This is a genomic window from Methylobacterium soli, assembly GCF_008806385.1.
Taxonomy (GTDB): domain Bacteria; phylum Pseudomonadota; class Alphaproteobacteria; order Rhizobiales; family Beijerinckiaceae; genus Methylobacterium; species Methylobacterium soli.
Genome location: NZ_VZZK01000012.1, coordinates 89,388 through 115,295, shown reverse-complemented (window position 1 = coordinate 115,295; position 25,908 = coordinate 89,388). Strand labels below are relative to the sequence as shown.

Genomic DNA, 25,908 nt, shown 5'->3' with positions numbered 1-25,908 from the left:
CACCGGCCCGGGCCCCGGAAATCAGGCCGGCGAGGGGATCCGCAGGGTGCGCGGTGTGATGCCAAAGCCCCAGTTTTCGCGCAGGCGCGGCGGAAGCGCCCCGTCAGGGAATCAGCCGCGTGACGTGGCCCATCTTGCGCCCGGGGCGGAACTCGCCCTTGCCGTAGAGGTGCAGATGCGCGCCCGGGCGGGCCAGGATCTCGCGCCAGCCCTCGGCCTCGTCCCCGATCAGGTTGTGCATCTCGACCCGCATGCCGCCGGTGCGCGCCGCATCCCCGAGGGGCCAGCCGCAGACGGCCCGGACATGCTGGGCGAATTGCGAGGTGAGCGCCCCCTCGATGGTCCAGTGCCCGGAATTGTGGACCCGGGGCGCGATCTCGTTGACGACCACGCGCTCGCTCTCGCCCTCGCGGACGAGGAACATCTCGACGGCGAGCACGCCCACGTAATCGAGCGCATCGGCGATGCGCCGCGCGATCGCGATGGCGCTCGCGGCGGTCTCGGGCGAGATTCCGGTGGCGGGCACGCGGGTGACCGCCAGGATGTGGTCCCGGTGCTCGTTCTCGCAGAGGTCGAAGGCCGCGAAGGAGCCGTCGGCCGAGCGGGCGGCGACGACCGAGACCTCGCGCTCGAAGGGCACGAAGCCCTCGAGGATCAGGGGTGCGCCGCCGAACTCCGCCATGATGGCCGAGCGCTCGATCGCGCCCTCGGCGCGGATCATGCGCTGGCCCTTGCCGTCATAGCCGAAGCGGCGGGTCTTCAGGACCGACGGCCGGCCGATCGCTTCGAGCGCGCGGTCGAAATCGTCGCCGCTGTCGATCGCCCGGAAGGGCGCGGTGGGGATGCCGAGGCCGTTGATGAAGCTCTTCTCGGTCAGCCGGTCCTGCGTCACGGCCAGAGCCGACGCGCTCGGGTGCAGCGGGGCCCGGGCGGCGAGAATCTCGGCGGTCTCGCGCGGGATGTTCTCGAACTCGTAGGTCACGACGTCGACCGCCTCGGCGAAGCGCGCCAGCGCCTCCGCGTCATCGTAGGCGGCCCGCGTCGTCGCGCCGGCGACGTCGAAGGCCGGGCTGTCGGCATCCGGGGCGAAGACGTGGACCTTGAGGCCGTAATCGGCGGCCGCCAGCGCGATCATGCGGCCGAGCTGGCCGCCGCCGACGATGCCGAGGGTGGAACCGGGTTCGATAAGACGCGCGCTCACGGGCTAGATCTCTGTCTCCGGCCGCTCGGCCACGGCGGCACTCTGGGCGGCGCGCCACGCATCGAGGCGGGCCGCGACGGCATCGTCGGAAAGCGCCAGGACGGCGGCGGCCAGGAGGGCGGCGTTGACGGCGCCCGCCCGGCCGATCGCCAGGGTGCCGACCGGGATGCCGGCCGGCATCTGCACGATCGACAGCAGGCTGTCCTGGCCCGACAGCGCCTTGGATTCCACCGGCACGCCGAAGACCGGCAGGCTCGTCATCGCGGCCGCCATGCCGGGCAGGTGCGCGGCACCGCCCGCGCCCGCGATCACGACCTTGAGGCCGGCCGCCTTGGCGCCCTTGGCGAAGGCCACGAGCCGGTCCGGCGTGCGGTGAGCCGAGACGATGCGGGCATCGAAGGGGATGTCCAGGGCCTCGAGGGTCTCGGCCGCGTGCCGCATGGTCGCCCAGTCCGACTGGCTTCCCATGATGATCGCGACCGGGGGCGCTGCCGCCATCGTCGTCCAATCCGTGCTGTGCGTGGAAGCCGCAACCGGGCCGTGAGGCGCCGCCGGCCCGAAACTGCCGAATACAGGGGCGCTCCCGCCCCGGCAAGGCACGGCGCCGAATTGGCCGTGGAGGGGGCGCGGGCGCCGCGCGCGCCGGCGGTGCCGGAGCCGGACTGCCCTCAGGCGATGATGTCGGGCGTGATCTGGTCTTCGACGTAGGAAATGCGGTCGCGCAGAGTGAGCTTGCGCTTCTTCAGGCGCTGGATCTGCAACTGGTCGCCGGCGACGCCGCGCTCCAGCGCCTCGATGGCGCTGTCGAGGTCGCGATGCTCCTCCTTGAGCCGCGACAGCTCGACGACGAGTTCGGATTGAACATCCTCGACCAACTCAACCGCCATCGCCGCTTACGAACTCCGGAACGCCTGGCCCGACCATGCGCCACGGCCGCGCTAGCGGCAAGCATTCGTGAAGCATGGCCATCGGATTGGTTTCGACAGCCGGCTCATCCTGTGCCAGTGTCACCCCGTCGGAACGATGACAGGAGAAACGACTCATGTCGCTGCAGACGCATCTGAGCCAACTCACCCGGAAGCATGAAGCCCTCGAGCGTGAGATTCAGGAAGCGATCCACAAGCCCGCAGAAGACGATCTGCGAATCGCAGAGCTTAAGCGACGGAAACTCCATCTAAAGGACGAGATCAACCGGCTCCAAGCCTCCGCCGAAACGGTGCACTGACCGGCTGGCGCCTCGCCCCACCCCTTTCGTCTCGTTTCCGCCGCCGCGCTGTCCTGAACAGCGTGGCGGTTTTGTTTTGAAGCGCGGCCTTGGCGGGCAGCCTCTGCTACACTGCCCGCCAAGGCCGCGGGTCTGCCATGCCCTCTCCGCAAGCCGGCCGCAGGATCGACAGGAGACGCCATGACCACATCCACGCCGCTGCCCGGCCGCTATGCCGAGGTCCACGCCGCCTCGCTCGCCGACCCGGACTCCTTCTGGATGGAGGCGGCTCGGGCGATCGACTGGGTCGAGCGCCCGAGCCGCGCCTTCGACCCGGCGGCGGGCGCCTATGGCCGCTGGTTCCCGGACGGGCGCCTCAATGCCTGCCACAACGCCATCGACCGGCACGTGGCGGCGGGCCGGGGCGCGCAGGCCGCGATCCGGTACGATTCCCCCGTGACCGGCCAGAAGCGGGTGATCTCCTACGCGGAATTGCAGGACGAGGTCGCGACCCTGGCGGCGGTGCTGGCGGATCTCGGCGTCGCGAAGGGCGACCGGGTCATCCTCTACATGCCGATGGTGCCCGAGGCCCTGATCGGGATGTTCGCCTGCGCCCGCATCGGCGCCGTGCATTCCGTGGTGTTCGGGGGCTTTGCGGCCAATGAACTGGCGGTGCGCATCGAGGATGCGAGCCCCAAGGTCGTGCTCGCGGCTTCCTGCGGCATCGAGCCGAGCCGCGTCGTCGCCTACAAGCCCCTGCTCGACGCGGCGCTCGACGCCTCGGAGCACAAGCCCGCGGCCTGCCTGATCCTGCAGCGGCCCCAGGCCCCGGCGAGCCTGAGCCCCGAGCGCGACCGGGACTGGGCCGAGGCGGTCGCGCAGGCGCGGGAGGCCGGCCGGCGCGCCGCCTGCGTCCCGGTGGCGGCCACCGACCCGCTCTACATCCTCTACACCTCCGGCACGACGGGAAAGCCCAAGGGCGTCGTGCGCGACACCGGCGGCTATCTCGTGGCGCTGGCCTGGTCGATGCCGAACCTCTACGGCGTCGGGCCCGGCGAGGTCTATTTCTGCGCCTCCGACATCGGCTGGGTCGTCGGCCATTCCTACATCGTCTACGCGCCGCTCCTGATCGGCTGCACCACCGTCCTGTACGAGGGCAAGCCCGTCGGCACGCCGGATGCCGGCGCCTTCTGGCGGGTCGTGGCCGAGCACGGGGTCGCCTGCCTGTTCACCGCACCGACGGCTCTGCGGGCCATCAAGAAGGAGGATCCGGGGGGCGAGCGGGTGAAAGATCACGACCTCTCGGGCTTCCGCACCCTGTTCCTGGCGGGCGAGCGGGCGGACCCGGATTCGGTGGCCTGGGCCGAGCGCACCCTCGCGCGGCCCGTCATCGACCATTGGTGGCAGACCGAGACGGGCTGGCCGATCGCCGGCAACCCGGTCGGCCTCGGCCAGCTCCCGGTCAAGCACGGCAGCACCTGCGTGCCGATGCCGGGCTACGATGTCCGGGTGCTCGACGAGGGCGGTCGGCCCGTCGGGCCCGACACGATGGGCACGATCGCGATCCGCCTGCCGCTGCCCCCGGGCTGCCTGCCGACCCTGTGGGGCTCGGATGCGCGCTTCACCCAGAGCTACCTCACCACCTTCCCGGGCTACTACGACACCTCGGATGCGGGCGTGATCGACCAGGACGGCTACATCACGGTGCTGGGGCGCACCGACGACATCATCAACGTCGCGGGCCACCGGCTCTCGACGGGGGGCATGGAGGCGGTCCTCGCCTCCCATCCCGACGTCGCCGAATGCGCCGTCATCGGCATCCGCGACAGCCTCAAGGGTGAGGCGCCCTGCGGCTTCGTGGTGCTGAAGGCCAATGTCGCGCGCGACCCCGCCGCGATCGAGCGCGAGCTCGTCGCGCTGGTGCGCGACCGGATCGGGCCGGTGGCGGCCTTCAAGCTGGCGCTCACCGTCGACCGCCTGCCCAAGACCCGCTCGGGCAAGATCCTGCGCGGCACCATGAAGCGCATCGCCGACCACGAGCCCTGGACGATGCCGCCGACCATCGACGATGCGGGGGTCCTCGACGAGATCGGCGAGAGCCTGAGGGCGCGGGGGATCGGCGAGCCGGCCTGAGGCGGCGGCCGACGCCGCGCCGAAATCGCGGCAGCGTCTGGCCAACCCGCCCGCCCCGCGCCACATGGCGGGCAGGCCAGACCCGGAGCTCCCCATGACCGCCCGCCTGTTCGAACCGCTCAAGCTCGACGACCTCGCGCTGGAGAACCGGATCCTGATCGCCCCGATGTGCCAGTACTCGGCCCGGGACGGGGCGGCGACGGACTGGCACATGATGCATCTGGGGCAGCTCGCCATGTCGGGGGCCGGGCTCCTGACCCTCGAGGCCACCGCGATCTCGCCGGAGGCCCGCATCACCGACTGGGATCTCGGGCTCTACGACGACGCCACCGAGCGCGCCCTCGGCCGGGTCCTTGGGGCGATCCGCGAATACGCGCCGATCCCGATTTGCATCCAGATCGCCCATGCGGGCCGCAAGGGATCGAGCGAGGCGCCCTGGACCGGGGGCCAGCAGATCCCGCCGGAATCCCCCCAGGGCTGGCGCACCGAGGCCCCCTCGGCGATCCCCCATGGGGAGGCCGAGGTGCCCCCGCACGCCCTCGACCTGGCCGACCTCAAGCGCGTCCGCGACGGCTTCGTGGCCACCGCGCGACGCGCCATGCGCCTGGGGATCGAGGCGGTGGAGCTGCACGGTGCCCACGGCTACCTCCTGCACCAGTTCCTCTCGCCGCTCTCGAACACCCGGACCGACGCGTATGGGGGAAGCCTCGAGAACCGCATGCGCTTCCCCCTGGAGGTGTTCGAGGCGGTCCGGGAGGTCGTGCCGGCGGGCCGCCCCGTCTGGATGCGCGTCTCGGCCACGGACTGGGTCGAGGAGGGCTGGGACCTCGACGAGACGGTGGAGCTCGCCCAGGCCCTGAAGGCGCGCGGCGCCCCCGCGATCCACGTCTCCACCGGCGGCCTCTCGACCCGGCAGGCGATCACGCTGGGCCCCGGCTACCAGGTGCCCCATGCCGAGCGCATCAAGGCCGAGACCGGCCTGACCACGATCGCGGTGGGGCTGATCACGGAGGCCGCCCAGGCCGAGGCGATCCTGGCGGAGGGCCGGGCCGACGCGATCTCCCTCGCCCGCGCCATGCTGTACGATCCGCGCTGGCCCTGGCACGCGGCGGCCGAGCTCGGCGCCGCGGTCCGGGCCCCCCGGCAATACTGGCGCTCGCAGCCGCGCGCCTTCAAGGACCTGTTCAAGGACACCCGTTTCGGGCAGCGCTAGCATGGCGTCGGGCGGCGACGACAAGGCGATCCGCTTCACGGTGGAGCGCGTGCGCATCGACGCGGCCGACGGCCATTGCCTGATCTCCGGCGCGGACGACGAGGCGGAACCCGCCGGCTACTTCATCGTGGAGATCGATGAGGCCGGCCTCTCGGTGGAATTCCTCGGCGAGGAGCTCGCCCAGCGGGACGGGGTGCGCGCCCTCGAGATCGGGGCGCACCACCTCGCCTTCACGTTCGATCCCGCGAGCGCGATCGCGCGGGCGCTCGAGAGCGTGCGGGTCGTCTCGGGCGAGGAGATCGGCCCGGCCGTGCGCGAGCGCCTCGCCGCCGCCTTCGGCGCCCGCGCCCGCGTCGTCTGAAGCGGCTGGCCCGCCTCAGCGCGGGACCGCGCCCACCATCGGCCCGAGGGGGCGGCTGAGGTCCGAGCGGTTGAGGCCCGGGGCGTAGAGGCTCGACACGCTGCCGTCGAGGAACAGCGCGTTGCGGCAGCCGAGATCGTCCTTGAACAGGCGCGCGAAGGCCCCGAAGCTCACCGGGCGCTCCGAGATCGCGAAGACGGCCGTTCGCCCGTCGTCGCGCACCCCGACGCCGTTGCGGATCTTCTGCGAGGGGCCGTCCGCCGTGATCTTCGGGTGGATATGGCCGTCGATGACCAGCATCGGGCCCGATTGCGTGGCGAAATCGGGCTTGACCCGCGCCTTCACGTAGCGGCCGGTATCGAGGACGCCGGCCCGGTCGCCCTTCACGTAGAAGATCCCGTTCGGCTTGAGGTGGAAGTTGCCCGGCCCGTTGGCGGTCGACACGCCCTTCATCTCGTGGCCCTCCTCGACATAGAGGCCGACCGGGGCCTGCCCCTTGTCGTACATCCCGGCATTCATGGCGAAGCTGAGCCGGGGCCCCTGCTTCTCGGCGAGGTTCGAGAGGGACGAGTAGGGCAGCCCGTCGGTGCCGAGCCAGAACAGGCGGATGCGGCTCCGCTTCAGGTCCACCAGGCAGATCGTGTAGGCCTCGCCCTCCGCCTGGACCGTGCGGCAGGGCCCCGGGGCGGCGCCCGGGCCCGCAGGGGCGTTCGCGGCCGCCTTGACCGCCTGGGCGGCCGTCTCGGCGCGGGCGCCACCCGGCCCCGCGACCGCCAAGGCCGTCAAGGAGGCCGCGAGCAGGAGGGTGAGCCGGCAGCCCCGCACCAAGCGTAACATCATCGTGAGTCCCCGAGCCCTCGATCCGCCCCGCCCGAGCGCGGCGCGGCCGCTTACTCGCCTGACAATGTGATGTTTTTCAAGGAGCCGGCGCGGATTTCCGGCGGGATCCGGCGCGGGCCAGGCGGGTGGTGCGGCCGGGGGCGTGGCAACGCGGCCCGTGAACCCTTTCTCCCGCAAAGGCGTTTTTTCAGCGACGGGGCGATCGTGTTTGGCAAGGCCCGGTTCGGTGAATTCGGGTTTGGTCGGAGAGATTGAGATGAAGCGAGTCCTTCTTGCCTCGGCCGCGATGGCCGGCGCACTGGCGATGCTGCCGGCGACGGCGGATGCGCGCGGCTTCGGCGGCGGTGGGTTCCACGGGGGCGGCTTCCATGGCGGCGGCTTCCGGGGTGGTTTCGGCGGCGGCGGCTTCCGGGGCGCCGGCTTCGGCGGATATCGCGGCGGCTATTACGGCCGCGGCTGGGGCGGGCGCGGCTGGGGCTACGGCCTCGGCGGGCTCGGTCTCGGCGTCGGGCTCGGCCTCGCGGCGGGCGGCCTCTATGGCGGCTACGGGTACGGCTATCCGGGCTACGGCTATGGCTACGGCTACGCCCCGGCCGGATACGGCTACGGCTATGCCCCAGTCGGCTACGGCGGCTGCTACACCGTGCCCCGCACCCGCTGGACGCCCTATGGCTGGCGCCGGGTCCTGGTCCAGCGCTGCTACTGATCGGTTACAGATCCGGTCGGGAAGAGGGCGGCGCGAGCCGCCCTTTTTCGTGCGCGCATCCACGTTTGCGCGGGCCCGATTCACCCGGCGGGACCCGACCGCGTGTCGCCGCGCCGCCGATCGGGGCGAGCGCCGGAGCGCAATCCCGGCGGCGCGTTCGCGGAGGCCGACACGCGCGCGTTGCAAGCGCCCGCGGATCGTGTACGCTCAACCACATGGTTGAGCACGCGCCGGCAACCTTGGACGCCGTCTTCCACGCCCTCGCGGACCGCACGCGCCGGGCGATGCTCCGCAATCTGTCGGGCAAGGTGCTGTCGATCAGCGAGATCGCGGAGCCCTTCGCCATGTCCTTCGCGGCCGCCTCGAAGCACGTGAAGGTGCTGGAGAGCGCCGGCCTCGTCCGCCGCACGGTCCAGGGGCGCACCCATCTCTGCTCGCTCGAAGCCGAGGGCCTGCGCGAGGCGACGGATTGGCTGAGCTTCTACGACAGGTTCTGGAGCGATCGCCTCGACGCGCTGGACGAAATGATCGGGCAGCGTGCGGGAGACCGCCCATGACCGGCACGGTCGCGCTCGTGCGCCGCATTGAGGCCCCCTGCGCCGCCGTCTTCCGGGCCTGGGCCGATCCCGCGACCCTGCGGCGCTGGCTCGTGCCCGGAGACGCGGTGAGCATCGCCGCCGCCGTCGACTTTCGCGTCGGCGGCGCCTACCGGATCGAGACGGAGGGCCGCGACGGCGCCCGCCACGTCTTCGCCGGCCGGTACCGCGAACTCATCCCCGACCGGCTCATCGTGAAGAGCTGGACCTATGAGGGACCGGCCCGGATCCTGTGCGGGATGGAGACCCTGCTGACCGTCGCGCTCGCGCCGATCGGCCTGGACGCGACCGAACTGCGCCTCACCCATGCGCGCATCGGGAGCGAGGATGCGCGCTCGGCCTACCTCGCCGATTGGCCGGGCTGCCTCGACGACCTGCAGTGCCTCCTGCAGTAACGACCAACAAGACCAGACAACAAAAACAAAAAGAACCGTTTCCACGATCTAGGGATCGAAACCATGCTCGAAGAAGCCACCACAAAGCGCGGCGCCTGTCCGCATGATTGCCCCGATACCTGCTCGATGATCTACACCGTCGAGGCCGGCAAGCTCACGGAGGTCCGGGGCAACCCGGACCATCCGATGACCCGCGGCGCGCTCTGCGCCAAGGTGAAGGATTTCGACAAGCACCATTACAACCCGGACCGGGTGCTTTATCCGATGCGCCGCAGCGGCCCGAAGGGCAGCGGCCAGTTCGAACGCATCACCTGGGACGGGGCGCTGGCGGAGGTGCATCGGCGCTTCACCGGCATCATCGAGACCCACGGGGCCGAGGGTATCCTGCCCTACAATTATCTCGGCAACGAGGGCGTGGTGCAGGGCCTCACGGTCGGTGACGCCTTCTTCAACCGGCTCGGGGCGACGGTCGCCGAGAAGACCTTCTGCGGCTCGGGATCGTGCACGGCCTGGCTGCTGACCGTCGGCCCGACCAACGGCACCGACCCGATGAGCTTCGCGCAATCGAAGTACATCGTGATCTGGGGCTGCAACTCGATCTCCACCAACATCCACCATTGGCACGTGGTGAAGGAGGCGCAGCGCAACGGCGCCAAGGTGGTGGTGATCGACCCCTACCGTTCGCGCACCGCCAAGGAGGCCGACTGGCACCTGATGCCCAAGCCCGGCACCGACGGGGCGCTCGCCATGGCGATGATCCACGTCATCATCGCGGAGGGCCTGACGGATGCCGCCTATATCGCGGTGCACACGGTCGGCTTCGAGCCCCTGAAGGAGCGGGCCGCCGCCTTCACGCCCGAATACGCCGAGACCATCTGCGGCATCCCGGCCGCCGACATCCGCCAGCTGGCGCGGGAATACGCCACGACCCGCAACGCCGCGCTCCGTCCCGGAATCGCGGTCGAGCGCAGCGCCGGGGGTGCCCAGGCGCTGCGGGCGATCTTCTCGCTGCCCGCGCTCACGGGCTCCTGGAAGGATCCGGGCGGCGGCGTCTACCAGATGCCGCTCTGGGAATTTCCGGTCCATTGGGACCGGGTCTGCCGGCCCGACCTGATCCCCGAGGGCACGCGGGCGCTCAACGTGCTCAAGCTCGGCGAGATCCTCAACGGCGAGGCCGGCATCGCGCCCGGCATCCACGCCCTGATGGTCTACAACGCCAACCCGGTCTCGAACTCGACCGAGACGGAGAAGATCAAGCGCGGGCTCGCCCGCGAGGACCTGTTCACGGTGGTCAGCGAGCATTTCGTCACCGACACCGCCCGCTACGCCGACATCCTGCTGCCGGCCACCATGGCGGCCGAGCACGACGACATGATGTTCTCGTGGGGGCACTTCTTCTTCACGCTCAACCAGAAGGCGATCGAGCCGCCCGGCGAGACGGTCTCGAATGCCGAGCTGTTCCGCCGCCTCGCCCGGACCTTCGGCTTCACGGAGCCGCAATTTTCCATGAGCGAGGCGGAGCTGATGCAATGGTATCTCGACTGGGACAGCCCCAAGCTCGGGGGCATCGACATGGCCTATTTCCACGAGCACGGGTATTACCGCCTCAATATCGGCGAGCCGGCCACCCGGACCCCGCACGCCGCCGGCAACTTCCCGACGCCGTCCGGCAAGTGCGAGTTCTTCTCGCAGAGCGCCATCGACAACGGCAACTTCGTGGCGCCGCCCTTCCGGCAGATGTACGAGGCCAAGCAGGGCGGCGAGGCCCTCGACCCGCTGCCCGGCTACGTCCCGGCCAATGAGCGTCCGGAGACCAATCCGGGCCAGGCCGCGCGCTACCCACTCAACATCGTCTCGCCGAAGAGCCACGGCTTCCTGAACTCGCAATATGCCAACGAGGCGCACAAGATCCGGGCGCAGGGCGAGCAGGCCATCCTGATCAACCCCCAGGACGCCCTGTCGCGCGAGATCAGCGAGGGCTCGCTCGTGAGGGTGTTCAACGATCGCGGCGCCTTCCACGGCCAGGCCAAGGTGACGGAGGACGTGCCGCCCGGGATGGTCGTGGCCTCGCTGGGCTATTGGCACTCGCTCAATCGGGGCGGGGCGGTGAACGTCATCAGCGCATCGACCTATGGCGGCATGGGTCACTCGCCGACCTTCAGCGACAACCTCGTTCAGGTCGGGTTGGCGCAATAGGTCCCATTGCCGCCGGCAACACGTGCAGAAACCGCAATGCCATCCGGGAGCACCGGATGGCGATTGTGTATTTTGCAAACCACCACTCCCGGACGGGAGAGGTGAAGCACAGCGTCATTCCAGGGCTCCGTTTCGCGGTCTCGGGATGAGACGGCGCGGGCAGCGCGACCGGCCCCCTCTCCCGTGCGGGAGAGGGTTGGGGTGAGGGATGAGCGCCTTCAGGATGGAGCATGCGGTCGTATCGCCGACTCGGCGCCGATCGGGCGCACCTCGTTCGGAAAGGTCTCGACCCTCACCCTGTCCCTCTCCCGAACAGGAGAGGGGATCCGCGCCCGCTTCGGCACAGGCGCGGCCGACGGTCCCGTCGCAACGCGATCGGGAACAGCTCTAGATGGCATCGCGGATAGCGGCTCCGAGTGGCAGATCCTCCGCCGAACAGTGCCGCTTCGCTGCGGCTCAGCGTCCGCGCCGCGTCTCATCCTTTCGCATCTCGTCCTGCCGCATCGGCATCGCGTCGATCGTCGCGAAGAGTCGCTGCGGCGGGATCGGCTCGGAGGCGGTCAGCTTCGCGCCCCCGTCCTTGCCGACCAGGACCGCGCGGAACCCATCGGCCGGCAGATCGAGGCGGCGGCGCAGGGCGCGCGCCCGTGCATCGAACCCCACCGCCTCGACCACGACGAGGTCGCGCGCGCGTGTCTCGGCGCGGGCGGAGGCCAGCGCCTCCCGCTGCCCCTTCAGGTTCCGATCCGCGGCGTCCGGTGCCGAGAGGACGAGGACGCGGGACGCCCAGCGATGCCGGGCCAGCGGGTCGGTGCCCGCCGCTTCCCCCGCAGCCGCGCCGCCCGTGACGCCTGCCACCGCGAAAATCAGCCCTGCCGCACCGTGTTTCCGCGCCGCCATCCCGAATCCCGTCCTGCTCGACCGGTGGGGTCGACCCATGAATGCGGACAACGCGGCAGGACGCGATCGGATCGCGGGCCCGATTGCGATCCGGCGCCGCTGCCCCATCTGCCCGGGTCTCTCAGGCTCGTCACAGCGCAACGGAGCACGCCCATGGCCGCCGTCAACCGCCGCATCGTCCTGGCCTCGCGCCCGCACGGGGAGCCGAACGCCGCGCATTTCCGCCTGGAGGAGGGGCGGGTGCCGACCCCGCGCGAGGGCGAGATCCTGCTGCGCACGCGCTGGCTCTCCCTCGATCCCTACATGCGCGGGCGCATGAGCGCGGCCAAATCCTACGCCGAGCCCGTCGCCATCGGGGAGCCGATGACGGGCGAGACCGTGGCCGAGGTCGCGGCCTCGAACAATCCGGACTTTCAGGTCCGCGACCTCGTGACCGCCTTCTCGGGCTGGCAGGATTACGCGGTCTCGACCGGCAAGGGCCTGCGCCGGGTCGACCCGGCACTCGCCCCACCGACGACGGCGCTCGGAATCCTCGGAATGCCCGGCATGACCGCCTATACGGGGCTCCTGACCATCGGCCGGCCGAAGCCCGGCGAGACCGTGGTGGTGGCTGCCGCCGCCGGGCCGGTCGGATCCCTCGTCGGGCAGATCGCCAAGATCAAGGGCGCGCACGTGGTCGGGATCGCGGGCGGCCCTGAGAAATGCGCCTACCTGACGGAGGAGCTCGGCTTCGACAGCGCGGTCGACCATCGCGGCGACGACCTGCCCGGCGCCCTCGCGGCCGCCTGCCCGAAGGGCATCGACGTCTATTTCGAGAATGTCGGCGGCGCGGTCTTCGAGGCCGTGATGCCGCTCCTCAACGACTTCGCCCGCATGCCGGTCTGCGGGCTGGTGGCGGGCTACAACGCCACCGAATTGCCCGAAGGCCCCGACCGCACGCCGATCCTGATGCGGGCGATCCTGACGAAGCGCCTTCACCTGCAGGGCTTCATCGTCTGGGATTTCGCCGACCAGGCCCCTGCCTTCCAGCGCGACATCTCGGACTGGCTGAGGGCGGGACGGGTGAAATACCGCGAGGATATCGTGGATGGGCTGGAGAACGCCCCCGAGGCCTTCATCGGCATGCTGCGGGGCCGCAACTTCGGCAAGCTGGTGGTCCGGGTCGCCTGACCCCGCCGGGCTCCAGGATCGCGCCACAGGATCGCGCCCCGCACGCGGGCGTGACGCTTGCGGGCGCAAAAGAACAGATATAGAACGAATGACAAAGTTCGCCGGTTGTGGAACCGGTGAACAAGTACCGGGCCCCGATTGCGGGCCCGGTGCGGCGGCCTCAAGACGGAGGTCCCGGCCGGGTGCCCGAAGAGGCCCGGCGGCCCAGTGAGATCGACGGCAAGGAGAGCGTGATGGCGGGCAGCGTGAACAAGGTAATTCTGGTGGGCAATCTCGGGCGCGATCCCGAGACGCGGCGTCTCGCCTCCGGCGATCCCGTGGTCAACCTGCGGCTGGCGACGTCCGAGTCCTGGAAGGACAAGGCGTCCGGCGAGCGCAAGGAGAAGACCGAGTGGCACTCGGTCGTGATCTACAACGAGAATCTGGCCCGCGTGGCCGAGCAGTACCTGCGCAAGGGCTCCAAGGTCTATGTCGAGGGCCAGCTCCAGACCCGGAAATGGACCGACAATTCCGGCGTCGAGAAATACACGACCGAGATCGTGCTCCAGCGCTTCCGCGGCGAGCTGACGATCCTGGACGGGCGCGCCGGCGGCGGCGGCGAGATGGGCGCCGACGACGAGGGCGGCGGCCAGATCAGCCGCGGCGGCGATTTCGGCGGCGGCGGCTCGCGCGGCGGTGATTACGGCGGCGGACGTTCCTCCGGCTCCGAGCGGCGCCCCGCCACGACCGGCGGAAGTGGCGGCGGCGGCGGCGGCGGTGGCGGCGGCGCGCGCGGCAATTACGATCTCGACGACGACATCCCGTTCTAGGGCGCTCTCCCGAAGGGGAGACCGGCTCAGTGCGAGAGAGCGCGTTCCGGCAAAGGCCTGAAGCCGTTTTCGGTCGCGACGCGATCGGGACCGGCTCCGGGAGGCGCGTCGGCGCCTGATGGTTCGAGGGCCCGGGCATCGCGCGATGCCCGGGCCCTCATGATTCGAGCCGGGCCCCGCGACGATTCTGCCGCCCGCCCGGCCCTTGCCGCCCTTGTGCGCGGCCCTGGAATTGCCATATCCCAGAACTAGAACAAAACATGAACTAGACAACGGACGGTTGTTGTAGCCCGGGCTCTCGGCACCTCTGCGCCGCCCGGCCCATCCCGATTCGAGCCTTCGGAGCGTTGCCCATGCGGACCGCCGACAAGCAGATCGCCGACATCCTCGTGCGCTACGGCGAGCCCTTCGCGGGCAACGTCTGGCGGGTGCAGGGCACGGCCGTCATCTACCACAAGACGCTCGAGCGCATCGCCGCCCAGGCCGGCATCCTGTTCGAGGCGCCGACCATCATCCGGGCCGAGCGCGACGAGGCCGTCATCCTGGTGCGCGGGCGCCTGCCCGGGGCAAAGCCCGGCACCGAGCGGATCGAGTGGTCCCTCGGCGAGGCCCTGATCAACGTCAATTACCGCGTGTCCGGCAAGCAGGCGGCCTACGTCTACGCCATGGCGGAGAAGCGCGGCAAGGACCGGGTCATCCTCAAGCTCATCGAGTTGCACGGCCTCGTCTATTCCGAGGAGGAAGCGGATGAATTCCGCCGCGGCCAGCCCGCAACCGTGCACGCCGTGCATGAAGAGTTCCATGATTCCGAGCCCTTCGACGAGGTCACGGAGGCCGAGGGCGACCTCAAGCGCCGCATCGACGCGGCCGAATCCGTCAATGCCGTCACGGACTTGATGCTCGACACCGAGACCCAGCGGATCCTCAACGCCATGCCGCAAGGCACCCGCGACGAGGTCCGCGACTACGCCAAGGCCCGCCTCGTCGCCCTCGGCTGGCCCCAGCGCAACAAATCGAACCGCCGCGCCGCCGCGGCCTGAATTCGCACGATGGTTGTGTGTCCGGCGGTCAAACCCGTCGATATTCAACGATAAGCAGCAGAAACTCGGCAAAGCTGCGGGCAGCCCCTGAGGGGATCCGATGAACCGCATGGTCCGGTCCGCTGAATTTCGCCAGGAAGCGCCCGCCGACCTGCTCGCCGGCACGGTGGAGCGGGTGACCTTCCACAATGCCGAGACCGGGTTCTGCGTCCTCAAGGTCGCGGTGCGCGGCCGGCGCGACCTCGTGCCCCTGGTGGGCCATGCCCCCGCCATCGGCGCCGGCGAGTGGGTCACCGCCACCGGCCACTGGACCACCGACCGCGGGCACGGCCTGCAATTCAAGGCGCTCACCCTGAGGGCGACGCCGCCGACCGGCATCGAGGGCATCGAGCGCTATCTCTCCAGCGGGCAGATGCGGGGCATCGGGCCGAGCCTCGCCAAGGCGATCGTGGCGCAGTTCGGCGCCGACACCTTCGAGATCATCGAGGCAGAGCCCGGCCGCCTGAATGAGGTGCCGGGCATCGGCCGGAAGCGCGCCGAGCGCATCGTGCGCGGCTGGGCCGAACAGAAGGCGGTGCGGGAGATTATGATCTTCCTGCACGCCCGCGGCGTCGGCACGGCGCGGGCTGTGCGCATCTTCCGGACCTACGGGCACGATTCCATCGCCGTGATGACGCAAGATCCCTATCGCCTCGCCCGCGACATCCGGGGCATCGGGTTCCGGACCGCCGACGCCATCGCGATGCGCCTCGGTTTCGACCGGTACGCGCCGCAGCGCCTCGATGCCGGCATCGCCTTCGCATTGCAGACCGCCACGGACGAAGGCCATTGCGGATTGCCGGCCAAACACTTGATGACGCTCGCCGTGAAGCTCCTGGAGGTCGATGCGGATGCCATCCGGTTGGCCACCGCGGCAACGCTCCGCGCGGGCGAGACGGTCGTGGCCGATGAACTCGACGGCGAGCCCTGTCTGTTCCTGAAGGGTCTGCATGCGGCCGAGCGCAGCATTGCCGAACGCCTGCTGATCCGCGCTGGCGGCACCCCGCCCTGGGCAGCCCTCGATATCGAGAAGGCAATCCCCTGGGTCGAGGACCGAACCGGCAAGAAGCTCTCACCGTCTCAGGGCGAGGCGGTGCGCCTGGTGCTCGCCTCGAAGCTTTGCGTCATCACCGGTGGGCCAGGGGTCGGCAAGACCTCGACCCTCGATTCGATCCTGCGCATCCTCACGGCCAAAGGCATGCGCGTGGCCCTCGCCGCACCGACGGGCCGGGCTGCCAAGCGCATGAGCGAACAGACGGGGATTGAGGCAAAGACGATCCACCGGCTCCTCGAGATTGATCCGCGCAATGGCGGCTTCAGCCGCAATGCCGAGAATCCGCTCGATTGCGATTGTCTCGTCATCGATGAAGCCTCGATGGTCGACGTGCCGCTGATGAATGCCCTGCTCAAAGCGGTGCCGGAACCGGCAGCGCTTCTCCTCGTCGGCGATGTCGATCAGCTGCCGTCGGTCGGACCGGGTCAGGTCCTGTCCGACATCATCCGATCGGGAAGACTCCCCGTCGCCCGCCTGACCGAAGTGTTCCGCCAGGCCGCAGAGAGCCGGATCGTCGTCAACGCCCACCGGATCAATCACGGCGAGATGCCGGAATGGCCCGAGCGGGGATCCACCAGCGATTTCTACTGCATCGAGATCGAAGACCCCGAGGAGGGTGTTGCCAAGCTCCTCGACGTCGTGACGCAGCGCATTCCGAAGCGCTTCGGTCTCGATCCGATCCGCGACGTTCAGGTGCTCACCCCGATGATCCGTGGAGCGCTCGGCTCCCGCAATCTGAACCACGCGTTGCAGCGCGCGCTCAATCCGGATCCGCCCACGCAGATCGAGCGCTTCGGATGGCGCTTCGCACCGGGCGATCGGGTGATGGAGACGCGGAACGACTACGATCGCGACGTGTTCAATGGGGATCTGGGGCGTGTGACCGGACTCGATGCGGAGGCTGGCCTGCTCATCGTCGATTTCGACGGACGGGCTGTCGCTTACCCATTTGCCGAGCTCGACACATTGGTTCCGGCTTTCGCCACCACGATCCACAAGAGCCAGGGTTCGGAATACCCCGCCGTGGTGATTCCGGTGACCACGCAGCACTGGACCATGCTGGCCCGCAACCTGCTCTATACCGGGGTCACCCGAGGTCGCAGCCTCGTCGTGCTAATCGGTCAGCGCAAGGCGATTGCCATGGCGATAAGGGGAACGCGGACCCGGCGTCGGTGGACCAAGATGAGGGATTGGCTCGAAGCCGGCCGGGATGATCTGCGTCTGACCTGACCGCGCGGTCGATCGAACTAGAAATCCGTGAAACGCCGCCGATGGTTGTGACGCGAGCCGCGCGGCTTGCGCGATGCCCTCGGGACATGACGCGTGGGAATGCTACTGCGCGCCATCACGCGACGCATTCCGTTGAAGAATGTGCGGTGCTGGCAACCAGCACAACAGCGCCCGCGCAGGAGCAACTGCGCCTTGCGCCGAAGCCTCGTGATGATTAATTAACCAACTGATATCATTCGTATTCCAGACGGTCGGCATGGGCACTGAAGCGGTGCGCTGCCGGCACGTCACGGCTCTGGCAGGCGGCTCTCACTTCAAGATCCGCGAGACGGAACAAGATCTTGGCAGACAAAGACGATCAGGGTGCTGGCGCACCGCCGCCCGCGACCGACATCAAGCCCGTTTCCATCACCGACGAGATGCGCCGCTCCTATCTCGATTACGCGATGAGCGTCATCGTGAGCCGGGCCTTGCCCGATGCGCGCGACGGCCTGAAGCCGGTGCATCGCCGCATCCTGTTCGCAGCCTATGAATCGGGCCATCTGCCCGAGCGCAAATACGTCAAATCCGCGCGCATCGTCGGCGATGTTATTGGTCTCTACCATCCCCACGGCGACCAATCGATCTACGACGCCTTGGTGCGCATGGCGCAGGACTTCTCGATGCGGCTGATGCTCATCGACGGGCAGGGCAACTTCGGATCGGTCGACGGCGATTCGGCTGCGGCCATGCGCTACACGGAATCGCGCCTCGCCAAGCCCGCCACCGCGCTGCTCACCGACATCGACAAGAACACCGTCGATTTCGGACCGAACTACGACGAGTCGCGCGAGGAGCCGACAGTCCTGCCGGCTCGCTTCCCGAACCTTCTGGTCAACGGCGCCGGCGGCATCGCGGTCGGGATGGCGACCAATATTCCGCCGCACAATCTCGGCGAATTGATCGATGCCTGCGTCGCGCTCATCGACGATCCGGGTATCACCATCGAGGGGTTGAACGAGATCGTTCCCGGTCCGGACTTTCCGACCGGAGGCTCGATCCTCGGGCGTGCCGGGACCCGGCAGGCATACGCCACGGGGCGCGGCTCCGTGATCATGCGCGCGAAGTCCCATGTCGAGGAATTGCGGAAGGAGCGCGAAGCGCTGATCTTCACCGAGATCCCGTATCAGGTGAACAAGGCCACGCTGATCGAGAAGATCGCGGAGCTCGTGAAGGAGAAGCGCATCGAGGGCATCTCGGATTTGCGCGACGAATCCGACCGCGACGGCATGCGCATCGTGATCGAGATCAAGCGCGATGCGATGGCCGACGTGGTGCTGAACCAGCTCTATCGCTACACGCCTCTGCAAACCTCGTTCGGCTGCAACATGGTGGCGCTGAACGGCGGGCGCCCGGAATTGATGAACCTGAAGGATCTGCTTCAGGCCTTCGTCGATTTCCGCGAGGAGGTTGTCTCCCGCCGCACGAAGTTTCTTCTGAACAAGGCTCGCGAACGCGCCCACGTTCTGTGCGGCCTCGCCATCGCGGTCGCCAATATCGACGAGGTGATCCGGCTGATCCGCACCTCGCCCGATCCGAACACGGCGCGCGAGGCCCTGATGGCCCGCGACTGGCCAGCGCACGACATCGCACCGCTGATCGCGCTCGTCGACGATCCGCGCCACCGCGTCGCCGATGACGGCACCTACCGCCTCTCGGAGGTGCAGGCCCGCGCCATCCTCGACCTGCGCCTCCAGCGCCTCACTGCCCTCGGGCGTGACGAAGTCGGCGACGAGTTGAAGAGACTCGCAGCGGAGATCGCGGATTATCTCGACATCCTGCGCTCGCGCGCGCGGATCCAGGGGATCGTCAAGGGCGAGCTCGCCGAGGTGCGCGAGCAGTTCGCGACGCCGCGCCGGACGGTGATCCTCGACTGGGACGCGAATGTCGAGGACGAGGACCTAATCCAGCGCGAGGACATGGTCGTGACCGTGTCGCACGCCGGCTACGTCAAGCGCGTGCCGCTCTCGACCTATCGGGCCCAGCGACGCGGCGGCAAGGGCCGCTCCGGCATGTCGACGCGCGACGAGGATTTCGTGACGCGGCTGTTCGTGGCCAACACCCACACGCCGGTCCTGTTCTTCTCGAACCAGGGGCAGGTCTACAAAGAGAAGGTCTGGCGCCTGCCGATGGCCGCCCCAAACGCGCGCGGAAAGGCGCTCGTCAACATCCTGGCCATGGATGCGGGCACCGAGCGCATCACCACGATCATGCCGCTGCCCGAGGACGAGGCATCCTGGGAAACCCTCGACGTGATGTTCGCGACCGCAAGCGGTGGGGTCCGGCGCAACAAGCTCTCGGACTTCGTACAGGTGAACCGCTCAGGCAAGATCGCCATGAAGCTCGACGAGGGCGACCATATCGTTCACGTCGAGATCTGCCGGGGTGACCAGAACGTGCTGCTCACCACGCAGGATGGGCAGTGCATCCGCTTCCCGGTCGAGGACGTGCGCGTCTTCAAGGGGCGCGATTCCACCGGCGTGCGCGGCATCAACCTCGCCAAGGACGACCGCGTCATCTCGATGACGATCCTCAACGCCTTCGAGGCTTCGCCGGAAGAACGTGCCGGCTACCTCAAGATGCGCCGGGCCATCATCGGCGATGCGGGCGAGGGCGACGAGAACAATGCGACTGAGGCTGAGGAGGGCGTGACGGAAGCTTCCGCGATCTCGCTGGAGCGCTACAACGAGATGAGCGCCCACGAGCAATTCGTGCTGACGCTCTCGGAGCGCGGCTACGGCAAGCGCTCCTCGTCCTTCGAGTACCGGACCTCCGGGCGCGGCGGCAAGGGCATCACGGCGATGCGGGTCAATCCGCGCAACGGCCATCTGGTCGCTTCCTTCCCGGTGGAGCCCTCCGACCAGATCATGCTGGTCACCAATGCGGGCCAACTGATCCGCGTGCCGGTGGACGACATCCGCATCGTCGGGCGCGCCTCGCAGGGCGTCACCGTGTTTAACACGGCAAAAGACGAGCGGGTCGTCTCCGTGGAGCACATCGAGGGTGAGGACGAAGCCGAGGTGGATGTCGAGGGCGACGGCGACACGCTCGCCTGACCGGCCGGGCCGCGTGCAGCGACGGTTCGAGCGGGCGCCTGATCGGGCGCCCGCTCTTTTTTGTCGGCGTCTACGGACCCCTCATTCCGGCTTGACTGCGCGAAAATCGAGACTGCCTCAACTTCGTGCAGTCACTGAGGGCCAAAACTCAACTTCGTCAAAACTTCTTCCATGAATTGCCGCGATCATGCGGTCATTGATCGTCGTCGCAGCGGTCGCGGAAGCATCTTCCGCGGGATGCGCTCGCGGTTCGTCAAATCTTTCTCCTGTCGCACGACCGGGTCGAGCCGTCCGGTCCATGCCCCATCCATGTTGAGGATCGTCAGCGGTGTATTTCCTGGTCAGTGCCACCGATACCGCCCGTTCCATCGCGTTCGAGCGCAGCTCGATGACGGACGCCCTCGACAAGGCCCTCGCACTCCTCGGCAGCGGCCTCGCGGACGTGACGGTGACTCATCCGAGCGGGCTCCGTCACACGACCTCCGAGTTCCTGGCGGCTTACCTCTCCGCCCAGGACATGCGCCGCCCGGACGGCACGAAGCCGGCAATCGTTGGCCCTCTGGCGGCCTGAGGTTGAGGGACGCCACATCCAATCGGCCTTGAAGCTGTTCCGCCGTCAGTCCTGCGGCACCTCCGACACAGGTACGCCTGACAGCGCGCTTCGAGCGATCGAGCCTGCCGACGGCGAGATCCGGGCGCCGTTCGGCCTTGCGGTCGAATGCATCAGCGGGGCAGGGGAGTCGGCGACCTCCGACCGGTCGCGGTCGGACTCGGCTCCGTCTACGATCCGGGACATCGGTGCGCCGGAGGCCGGCAGCCACCGGCTGCGGCAGGGCTCCGATCGGCCGGAACACGCACCATTGCGGGGCTCGGCGGTTCCGTTCGTGCGCAAAATGCTCTACGCCCTCCGGCAATGATCCGCACCGCGCTCTATGCCGGCTCCTTCGACCCGGTCACGAATGGCCACCTCGACGTTGTGCGTCAGGCCTGCCGTCTCGTGTCCCGCCTCGTGATCGCGATCGGGGTGCATCCGGGCAAGACGCCGCTGTTCTCGGCCGAGGACCGCGCGGCATTGCTGCGCGAGACCTGCGGGCCACTCGCCGCCGCGGAGGCCACGGATCTTGAGATCGTCACCTTCGATGACCTCGCGGTGAACGCGGCACGGCGCTTCGGTGCCACGCTGTTCATCCGGGGTCTTCGCGACGGCACGGACCTCGATTACGAGATGCAGCTCGCAGGGATGAACGGCGCCATGGCGCCCGAGGTGCAGACCGTGTTTCTTCCGGCCTCGATCCACGTTCGGCCGATCACCGCAACCCTGGTGCGGCAGATCGCGGCCATGGGGGGCGACGTCTCGCCCTTCGTGCCGCCGAGCGTCGCCGCCCGGCTGGCCGCCCGCTTCGCCGCGGCCTGACCGCACGCTTTCTCAAGGAGACCACTTGCCTATGAACCGTCGGAATGCCGTCTTCGCGCTCGCGCTCGGTGCCGCACTCGGTTTCTCCAGCGCGGCTCGCGCCGCCGACGAGAACACCGTCTACCTCGACACCAAGGACGGCCGCATCACCATCGAGCTTCGCCCCGATCTCGCCCCGAAGCACGTCAAGCAACTCAAGACGTTGATCAATCAGGGCTTCTACAACGGCCTGAAGTTCCATCGCGTCATGGACGGCTTCATGGCCCAGACGGGTGATCCGAACGGTAACGGCACCGGCGGATCGAGCCTGCCCAACATCCCGGCCGAGTTCTCCTCCGCCCAGTTCCGCCGCGGCACGGTCGGCATGGCCCGCTCCTCCGATCCAAACTCGGCCAACTCGCAGTTCTTCATCTGCCTCGGTGACGCGGCGTTCCTCAACGGCCAGTACACGGTCGTGGGCCTTGTCTCGAACGGCCAGGACGTCGTCGACAAGATCAAGAAGGCTGCGCCCGGCGCATCTGGCGGCGGCGTGCAGAACCCGGACAAGATCGTGAAGATGCAGCTGGCCGAGAAGGCCAAGTAGCGGCCGGGCAAAGATCGACGCTTGGCGCGGGTTCGGCGCAGGATGCCCGCCGGCCGCGCAGGTTCGACCGTGGCAGCGATCGCGGGTAGGATTGCGGCGGGAACGGCTCGCGCGGCCACGACCCTGGTGCTGATCCGACCCGGAGATCGGGCATCTCTCGGGGATCGTTGCCCCGCAAGCCGCCGCGGATGCTGCCCGGGCCTGTCGTAGTCTCGCTGCGGTCAGGGCCTGGGCAGGCTGCGAACTCGCTGCCAGAACGCGACGCTGTTCCGGCAGCCTGCTGCGGGGCGCCAACGGGGTCGGAGCACGCGCGGGGCGTCCCGGTCACGGCACGCTTCGCCTCGCGTCGGCCGGCTGATCGAAGTGGCGCGCAACACCTTCGCGGCGGGTGCGGCCGGCAGCCAAGCCAGAGCGGCTGAGCTCCGCACGACGCTCGCATCGATCCGGCGCTCCACGCCGGCTCACATCACACCCGCCCTCGGCGGGGCGATCGCGGGGCGCCCGGTGGCGCTTCGCTCACTGTATCGGGAATCCGAAGACTAAGGAGCTTGGAGACCATGGCTGACACCGAAACTCTCGTCCTGGAGACCACAAAGGGCCGCGTCGTCATCGAGCTGCGCCCCGACTTGGCTCCGAACCATGTCGAGCGCATCAAGACGCTATCCGCACAGGGCTTCTACGACGGCGTGCCGTTCCATCGCGTCATCGACGGCTTCATGGCCCAGACCGGCGACCCGACCGGAACCGGCTCGGGCGGATCCGACCTGCCGGACCTGAACGCCGAGTTCAACAGCGAGCCGCACGTGCGTGGCACCTGCTCGATGGCGCGCACCAACTTCCCGCACTCGGCGAACTCGCAATTCTTCATCTGCTTCGGCGACGCACGCTTCCTCGACAAGCAGTACACGGTCTGGGGCAAGGTCGTGGAGGGCATGGACGTCGTCGACACGATCAAGCGCGGCGAACCCGTCCGCGATCCCGACCGGATCGTGAAGGCGAGTGTCGCGGCGGCCTGACCGGACGACCAATCCCGGAATCGGAGCGCTCGCGCCGGGAGGCGCGGGCCCTTCGCGTTTGTAGGGCAGGGCGCCCTATGGAGGATCGAGGCGCGCGAGCAGCAGTTCCGCGCGGTCCAAGTCCTCCAGCGTATTGACGTTGAGGAACGGATCGACCGGCTCGATCGGCCATTCGACCGCGGCCGCGCCGTGGCGCGCGAGGTAGGCGCCGACGCGGCGCTCATCGCGCTCCACCAAGGCCTCCCGCAGATCCGCCCGCAGAGAGACGTCCCAGAGTGCCGTCGTGAAATGCTGGCGTCCGCCGGATGCCGCCACGACGATCGGGACGCCCGCATCCTGACGAGCGGCGTCGAGACGCGTGACCAGATCGGCCGGCAGAAACGGTGCGTCCCCGGTCACGCTCACGATGTTCCGGGCCTCCGGATGATGGACCGCGGCATGATCGAGGCCGGCCAGGATGCCCGCGAGGGGGCCCGGATTGTTGGGCACGCCATCCGGGACCATAAGCAGGCCGAGGCTGGCGAAGCGTGTCGGGTCGCCATTGGCATTGAGGATGAGGCCCGCCGCGCATTGCGGGGCGAAGCGCGCGGCCACGCGGTCGAGCAGGGTGCGGCCAGCGAGCCTCCGCAGCGGCTTGTCCCCGCCTCCCATCCGGCGTGACAGCCCCCCTGCGAGGATCACCCCGAGGGTCGGCATTACCTACTCGATGACGATCTTCGGGGCGGCCCGGCCGCTCGGGGCCCCCGAGAGGTTCCGCCAGAGCGCGCCGGCGATCTCCCGATAGACCCGGGCCTGCGGACCGTCCGGATCCGTCGCCACCACGGGGCGGCCGGAATCGGAGGTCTCGCGGATCGTCATGTTGAGCGGCACCTCGCCGAGGAAGGGCACGCCGAGACGCTCCGCTTCCGCGCGGGCGCCGCCATGGCCGAAGATATGCGATGCGTGTCCGCAATTCGGGCAGACGAAGGTTGCCATGTTCTCGATCACGCCGAGAATCGGCACTGCGACCTTCTTGAACATGGTCACGCCCCGGCGGGCATCGATCAGCGCCAGGTCCTGCGGCGTCGAGACGATGACGGCACCCGACAGAGGCGTCGCCTGCGCCATGGTCAGCTGCGCGTCGCCGGTGCCCGGTGGCATGTCCACGAGGAGCACGTCGAGCTCGCCCCAGGCGACCTCCCGCAGCATCTGCGTGATCGCGGATTGCACCATCGGACCGCGCCAGATCATCGCGGATTCGGGCTCGATTAGGAACCCGATCGACATCACCTTGAGGCCGTAGCCGATCATCGGCTCGAGGGTCCGCCCCTCGATCACCCGCGGCTTGCCGGACAGGCCGAACAGCTTGGGCACGGACGGGCCGTAGATGTCGGCGTCGAGGAGGCCGACGCGCAATCCCTGCGCCTGCAAGGCCAGGGCGAGATTGCAGGCGGTCGTGGATTTGCCGACGCCGCCCTTGCCGGAGGCCACCGCCACGATGTGGCGTACGCCCGGCAGCGCCGGACCCGGACCCGGGGCGGCCCCGCGCGGCGGGGGGGCCGCCGGACGCGGCGGGCTCGCGGATGGTGGCAGGTTCGATCCGCGCTCCGAGGTGAGGCTCGCGAAGACGCCGGTGACGCCGGGCAGCGCCAGGACGACGCCCTCCGCCTTGCGCCGCACCGGCTCGAAGCGATCCGCCTCATTCGGGTCGACGAGGATCGAGAACATGACCCGCTGGCTCGGATCGACCAGGACCTGGGAGAGGCGGCCCGAGCCGGGCAAAGTGGTGCCGCCTTCATCGACCGTCACGGTCGCGAGCGCCTTCAGCACGTCGTCGCGGGTAATCGCCAATACGCTTGCTCCTGACCACCTGGCGCTGCCGGACGGCCACGGCCGGCGTCATGCAGCCCCCAAGCGCCATCATGTAACCCGCCCCGCCGGAAACGCCAGGGGTTTGGCCGCTTCGCCCGGACAAGCGGGAACGACCGCGCCCACAAGCGCTTCGAAACCAACGCGGCGCTTGTCCGTTGTCGACACGATCCTCGACCCTCCGGTGGCCGGAGCGCAGCCGCGCGCCCCGCCGAGCCGCGTGTCGTCAGGCGAGTTGGAGAGAATTTTCATGCATCAGGGCAACCATCGCGATCACGAAGGCGCGAAGAAGCTGTTCGACCTCATCAAGGACATCAAGGTCGCGATGATGACCACCATCGACCCGGACGGAAAACTCTACAGCCGGCCGATGTGGAGCCAAGATGCAGACGAGGTCGGCGACCTGTGGTTCTTTACCAAGCTCCACTCCCCGAAGACAGCCGAAATCTCGAAGGACAACCAAGTCAACCTGGCATTCGCGGATCCGAAGACGCAGACCTACGTCTCCGTGGCGGGCAAGGCCGAGATCGTCACCGATCAGGCGATCATCAATGACAAGTGGAATGAGAGCTTGAAGACCTGGTTCCCCAACGGCAAGGATGATCCGGAGGTCGCCCTTCTCCGCGTGCATCCCGAGAAGGGCGAGTACTGGGACAGTCCCAATGCTACGATGCTGCACCTCTACGGCTACGTGAAGGCCGCGGTTACCGGCGAGAGCCCGAAGACCGAGACCAAGAAGGTCGATCTCGCCTGAGGCAATCGGCGCCGACGCGAGCGCCGTGGCGCGATCGCGCCGGCACGTGCCACCTTGGCTGTGACGCCGGCAGTGATTGACTCGAGACCGGCTCCGGGGTCACTCGGAGTC

Annotated in this window: 25 protein-coding genes; 18 read left to right on the top strand and 7 right to left on the bottom strand. The window is 68.8% G+C overall.

The genetic code is table 11. From position 1 onward, the window contains the following. Positions 1 to 103: 103 nt before the first annotated feature. The 3 genes from F6X53_RS13730 to F6X53_RS13720 form a co-directional block, all read right to left on the bottom strand. Entirely contained in the window at positions 104 to 1,201 is a 1,098-nt protein-coding gene (locus F6X53_RS13730; protein WP_151000649.1) for a 5-(carboxyamino)imidazole ribonucleotide synthase, read from the bottom strand. Between the two features lie 3 nt (positions 1,202 to 1,204). Then, positions 1,205 to 1,699 carry a 5-(carboxyamino)imidazole ribonucleotide mutase gene (gene purE, locus F6X53_RS13725; RefSeq protein WP_151000647.1) on the bottom strand — a complete coding sequence of 165 codons (495 nt, stop codon included), beginning with the start codon at positions 1,697 to 1,699 and terminating at the stop codon, positions 1,205 to 1,207. 170 nt (positions 1,700 to 1,869) lie between these two features. Then, complete coding sequence (locus F6X53_RS13720; protein ID WP_151000645.1) at positions 1,870 to 2,088, bottom strand: YdcH family protein; 219 nt, start codon at positions 2,086 to 2,088, stop codon at positions 1,870 to 1,872. Positions 2,089 to 2,243: 155 nt separating this feature from the next. On the opposite strand from F6X53_RS13720, the gene F6X53_RS13715 reads away from it, so the two are divergent. The 4 genes from F6X53_RS13715 to F6X53_RS13700 all read left to right on the top strand — a co-directional run bounded on the left by F6X53_RS13715 (position 2,244) and on the right by F6X53_RS13700 (position 6,112). Continuing rightward, positions 2,244 to 2,426: a YdcH family protein gene (locus tag F6X53_RS13715; RefSeq protein WP_151000643.1), complete on the top strand. Its 183-nt coding sequence runs from the start codon at positions 2,244 to 2,246 to the stop codon at positions 2,424 to 2,426. A 180-nt stretch (positions 2,427 to 2,606) separates the two neighbouring features. Beyond that, complete coding sequence (locus F6X53_RS13710) at positions 2,607 to 4,538, top strand: propionyl-CoA synthetase (protein WP_151000641.1); 1,932 nt, start codon at positions 2,607 to 2,609, stop codon at positions 4,536 to 4,538. A 94-nt stretch (positions 4,539 to 4,632) separates the two neighbouring features. Further along, positions 4,633 to 5,751: an NADH:flavin oxidoreductase/NADH oxidase gene (locus tag F6X53_RS13705; protein ID WP_151000639.1), complete on the top strand. Its 1,119-nt coding sequence runs from the start codon at positions 4,633 to 4,635 to the stop codon at positions 5,749 to 5,751. 1 nt (position 5,752) lies between these two features. Continuing rightward, positions 5,753 to 6,112 (top strand): hypothetical protein, encoded by a 360-nt coding sequence (locus F6X53_RS13700; RefSeq protein WP_151000637.1) that lies wholly within the window; start codon positions 5,753 to 5,755, stop codon positions 6,110 to 6,112. A 15-nt stretch (positions 6,113 to 6,127) separates the two neighbouring features. On the opposite strand, the gene F6X53_RS13695 is transcribed toward F6X53_RS13700, so the two are convergent. Then, a complete protein-coding gene (locus F6X53_RS13695; protein WP_238297988.1) occupies positions 6,128 to 6,952 on the bottom strand; it encodes a phosphodiester glycosidase family protein in 825 nt (274 codons plus the stop codon). Positions 6,953 to 7,208: 256 nt separating this feature from the next. Between F6X53_RS13695 and F6X53_RS13690 the strand changes: the two genes are divergently transcribed. From F6X53_RS13690 to F6X53_RS13675, 4 genes are all read left to right on the top strand, one after another. Then, positions 7,209 to 7,658 carry a hypothetical protein gene (locus F6X53_RS13690; RefSeq protein WP_151000634.1) on the top strand — a complete coding sequence of 150 codons (450 nt, stop codon included), beginning with the start codon at positions 7,209 to 7,211 and terminating at the stop codon, positions 7,656 to 7,658. Positions 7,659 to 7,873: 215 nt separating this feature from the next. Beyond that, complete coding sequence (locus F6X53_RS13685) at positions 7,874 to 8,215, top strand: ArsR/SmtB family transcription factor (protein ID WP_151000632.1); 342 nt, start codon at positions 7,874 to 7,876, stop codon at positions 8,213 to 8,215. Next, positions 8,212 to 8,649, top strand: coding sequence for an SRPBCC family protein (locus tag F6X53_RS13680; RefSeq protein ID WP_151000630.1), 438 nt, complete (start codon positions 8,212 to 8,214; stop codon positions 8,647 to 8,649). Before F6X53_RS13685 ends, F6X53_RS13680 begins: the two co-directional genes overlap by 4 nt. A 63-nt stretch (positions 8,650 to 8,712) precedes the next feature. After that, a complete protein-coding gene (locus F6X53_RS13675; RefSeq protein WP_151000629.1) occupies positions 8,713 to 10,845 on the top strand; it encodes a molybdopterin-containing oxidoreductase family protein in 2,133 nt (710 codons plus the stop codon). A 456-nt stretch (positions 10,846 to 11,301) separates the two neighbouring features. Here the strand turns inward: F6X53_RS13675 and F6X53_RS13670 are convergent, their stop codons facing one another. Continuing rightward, positions 11,302 to 11,745, bottom strand: a complete 444-nt coding sequence (locus F6X53_RS13670) for a DUF4174 domain-containing protein (protein WP_151000627.1) — start codon at positions 11,743 to 11,745, stop codon at positions 11,302 to 11,304. A gap of 153 nt (positions 11,746 to 11,898) precedes the next feature. Here F6X53_RS13670 and F6X53_RS13665 point away from each other — a divergent pair, with 153 nt between their 5' ends. The 9 genes from F6X53_RS13665 to F6X53_RS13625 all read left to right on the top strand — a co-directional run bounded on the left by F6X53_RS13665 (position 11,899) and on the right by F6X53_RS13625 (position 23,195). After that, the gene (locus tag F6X53_RS13665) at positions 11,899 to 12,915 is read left to right on the top strand and encodes an NADP-dependent oxidoreductase (protein WP_151000625.1); all 1,017 of its coding nucleotides are present in this window, start codon (positions 11,899 to 11,901) and stop codon (positions 12,913 to 12,915) included. 233 nt (positions 12,916 to 13,148) lie between these two features. Then, on the top strand, positions 13,149 to 13,724 hold the full coding sequence (gene ssb / locus F6X53_RS13660; RefSeq protein WP_151000737.1) for a single-stranded DNA-binding protein: 576 nt from the start codon (positions 13,149 to 13,151) through the stop codon (positions 13,722 to 13,724). Between the two features lie 353 nt (positions 13,725 to 14,077). Further along, entirely contained in the window at positions 14,078 to 14,764 is a 687-nt protein-coding gene (locus tag F6X53_RS13655; RefSeq protein WP_151000623.1) for a trna delta -isopentenylpyrophosphate transferase, read from the top strand. A 100-nt stretch (positions 14,765 to 14,864) separates the two neighbouring features. Beyond that, positions 14,865 to 17,087 (top strand): SF1B family DNA helicase RecD2, encoded by a 2,223-nt coding sequence (gene recD2, locus F6X53_RS13650; RefSeq protein WP_151000621.1) that lies wholly within the window; start codon positions 14,865 to 14,867, stop codon positions 17,085 to 17,087. Between the two features lie 419 nt (positions 17,088 to 17,506). Continuing rightward, positions 17,507 to 20,182 carry a DNA gyrase subunit A gene (gene gyrA, locus F6X53_RS13645; RefSeq protein ID WP_373875963.1) on the top strand — a complete coding sequence of 892 codons (2,676 nt, stop codon included), beginning with the start codon at positions 17,507 to 17,509 and terminating at the stop codon, positions 20,180 to 20,182. A gap of 328 nt (positions 20,183 to 20,510) precedes the next feature. Then, positions 20,511 to 20,753: a hypothetical protein gene (locus F6X53_RS13640; protein ID WP_151000617.1), complete on the top strand. Its 243-nt coding sequence runs from the start codon at positions 20,511 to 20,513 to the stop codon at positions 20,751 to 20,753. A gap of 342 nt (positions 20,754 to 21,095) precedes the next feature. Beyond that, the gene (gene coaD, locus F6X53_RS13635; RefSeq protein ID WP_151000615.1) at positions 21,096 to 21,596 is read left to right on the top strand and encodes a pantetheine-phosphate adenylyltransferase; all 501 of its coding nucleotides are present in this window, start codon (positions 21,096 to 21,098) and stop codon (positions 21,594 to 21,596) included. Positions 21,597 to 21,627: 31 nt separating this feature from the next. Further along, positions 21,628 to 22,179, top strand: a complete 552-nt coding sequence (locus tag F6X53_RS13630; RefSeq protein ID WP_151000613.1) for a peptidylprolyl isomerase — start codon at positions 21,628 to 21,630, stop codon at positions 22,177 to 22,179. Between the two features lie 557 nt (positions 22,180 to 22,736). Continuing rightward, on the top strand, positions 22,737 to 23,195 hold the full coding sequence (locus F6X53_RS13625) for a peptidylprolyl isomerase (RefSeq protein WP_151000611.1): 459 nt from the start codon (positions 22,737 to 22,739) through the stop codon (positions 23,193 to 23,195). A 75-nt stretch (positions 23,196 to 23,270) separates the two neighbouring features. On the opposite strand, the gene mobA is transcribed toward F6X53_RS13625, so the two are convergent. Together mobA and F6X53_RS13615 are read right to left on the bottom strand one after the other, a co-directional pair. Continuing rightward, positions 23,271 to 23,891, bottom strand: a complete 621-nt coding sequence (mobA, locus tag F6X53_RS13620; protein WP_151000609.1) for a molybdenum cofactor guanylyltransferase MobA — start codon at positions 23,889 to 23,891, stop codon at positions 23,271 to 23,273. Positions 23,892 to 23,894: 3 nt separating this feature from the next. Next, positions 23,895 to 25,025, bottom strand: coding sequence for an Mrp/NBP35 family ATP-binding protein (locus F6X53_RS13615; RefSeq protein WP_151000607.1), 1,131 nt, complete (start codon positions 25,023 to 25,025; stop codon positions 23,895 to 23,897). A gap of 268 nt (positions 25,026 to 25,293) precedes the next feature. Between F6X53_RS13615 and F6X53_RS13610 the strand changes: the two genes are divergently transcribed. Next, positions 25,294 to 25,797 carry a pyridoxamine 5'-phosphate oxidase family protein gene (locus F6X53_RS13610; RefSeq protein ID WP_151000736.1) on the top strand — a complete coding sequence of 168 codons (504 nt, stop codon included), beginning with the start codon at positions 25,294 to 25,296 and terminating at the stop codon, positions 25,795 to 25,797. Positions 25,798 to 25,908: the final 111 nt, after the last annotated feature.